At 70.7% G+C, this 1,916-nt stretch carries 2 protein-coding genes; one reads left to right on the forward strand and one right to left on the reverse strand.

Annotated features, from left to right (window positions below; translation table 11 throughout):
• Positions 1-91: 91 nt before the first annotated feature.
• Entirely contained in the window at positions 92-769 is a 678-nt protein-coding gene (locus tag ACFWBW_RS10720; protein WP_385370399.1) for a methyltransferase type 11, read from the reverse strand.
• Positions 770-911: 142 nt separating this feature from the next.
• Between ACFWBW_RS10720 and ACFWBW_RS10725 the strand changes: the two genes are divergently transcribed.
• The coding region (locus ACFWBW_RS10725) for an aminoacyl--tRNA ligase-related protein (RefSeq protein ID WP_385370401.1) at positions 912-1,916 on the forward strand (1,005 nt) is incomplete at its 3' end.

Genomic DNA, 1,916 nt, shown 5'->3' on the forward strand with positions numbered 1-1,916 from the left:
TCCTCCCTTCCGGGTAGGCCCCAGGCGTAGCGTGCTCTTGGGGCGTCCCCCCCCCCCCCCCCCCCGGCGCCCGTCACGCCGCCTGCGCCGGTTACGCCGTACGGGCGATGACGTACCGGAAGATGTTCGGCAGCCAGACGGCCCCGTCACCCCGTTCGTACGGGTGAAGCGCCTCCGCCAGTTCCTTCTCCACCTGGACCGGGTCCGAGCACTCGTACAGCCCGGTCGACAGCAGCCCGCGCACCGCGCTGTCCACGTCGGCGTACCCGAACGGGCAGAACACCCGCCCCGACCCGTCCGGCACCAGTCCGGCCGCTGCCGCCATCGCGTCCAGGTCCCGCGCCACCGGCCCGCCGCCCAGGACCGAGGGCACCGTGCACCGCTCCGCCGGCCCCCAGTCGGCCAGCACCACCGCACCGCCGGGGCGGCGCAGCGCCGGCAGGGCCGCGGCCAGGGCGCCCGGGGTGGGCGAGAAGGCCAGCAGCACGTCGTAGGGCACCGCGGGCGCCGGCGGGGCCGCGAGGACCTCCAGCAGGCGCTCCCGGGCCAGCGTCCGGCGTGCCGGATCCGTCTCCACACCCGTGGCCAGGGCTCCCCGGCCCGAGGCCAGCAACAGGGCCAGTCCGGCCCCGCAGTCGAGGCCGAGCAGCCGGTCGCCCGGCCCGACCTCCAGCCGGTCGTAGACCGCCTCGTACAGCGGTACCAGCATCCGTTCCTGGATCTCCGCCCAGTCCCGCGCGACAAGCGTCGCCGTCGGCGTCGGTGTCATCGAAAGAGCGCTCCTGATTCCTTGTCGCCCCCATGCCCCCGTTGCCAGAGAACTCCCGATTCGCCCTCGCGTCCAGAGGAGCGCGCCACCCGATTCGCACCCGATTCACGTTCGCCCCTCCGGGCGCCGTACCATTCGCGCCATGGCAAAGGCACCCGTTCTCACCCCTCAGGCGGAGGATTTCCCCCGCTGGTACCAGGATCTGATCAACAAGGCCGAGCTGGCCGACAACGGTCCGGTACGCGGCACCATGGTCATCCGACCGTACGGCTACGGGCTGTGGGAGCGGATGCAGCAGGAGATGGACGCGCGCATCAAGGACGCGGGCGCCCAGAACGCGTACTTCCCGCTGTTCATCCCGCAGTCCTACCTGACGCGGGAAGCGGAGCACGTCGAGGGCTTCGCCCCCGAGCTCGCGGTCGTCACGCACGGCGGCGGCAAGGAGCTGGACGAGCCGGTCGTCGTCCGCCCCACCTCCGAGACGATCGTCAACGAGTACTTCTCGAAGTGGGTCCAGAGCTACCGCGACCTGCCCCTGCTGATCAACCAGTGGGCGAACGTGGTCCGCTGGGAGATGCGCCCGCGCGTGTTCCTCCGTACGAGCGAGTTCCTCTGGCAGGAGGGCCACACGGCCCACCTCTCGTACGAGGACGCCCGCGACTACGCCGCCCGCATCCACACGGACGTGTACGGCGACTTCATGACCAACGTGCTCGGCATCGACGTCGTGCTCGGCCGCAAGACCGCCAAGGAGCGCTTCGCCGGCGCCATCAACACCCTCACCCTCGAGGGCATGATGGGCGACGGCAAGGCCCTGCAGCTCGGCACCAGCCACGAGCTCGGCACCAACTTCGCCAAGGCCTTCAACACGCAGTACCTGTCGAAGGAAGGCAAGCAGGAGCTCGTCTGGCAGACCTCGTGGGGCGTTTCCACCCGCATGGTCGGCGGCCTGATCATGTCGCACGGCGACGACAACGGCCTGCGGGTCCCGCCGCGCCTCGCGCACGTCCAGGTCGTCGTCATGGCGATCAAGGGCGACGAGGCCGTGGCGAAGGTCCGCGAGAGGGGGGGACGGACCAAAACCACGGGCCTGCGGGTGTTTTTTGAAAAACGCATCGACCCACCCCTCAGCCGCCCAACCGTAGAC

It is taken from the genome of Streptomyces sp. NPDC059957 (assembly GCF_042730015.1).
In the GTDB taxonomy this organism is placed as follows: domain Bacteria; phylum Actinomycetota; class Actinomycetes; order Streptomycetales; family Streptomycetaceae; genus Streptomyces.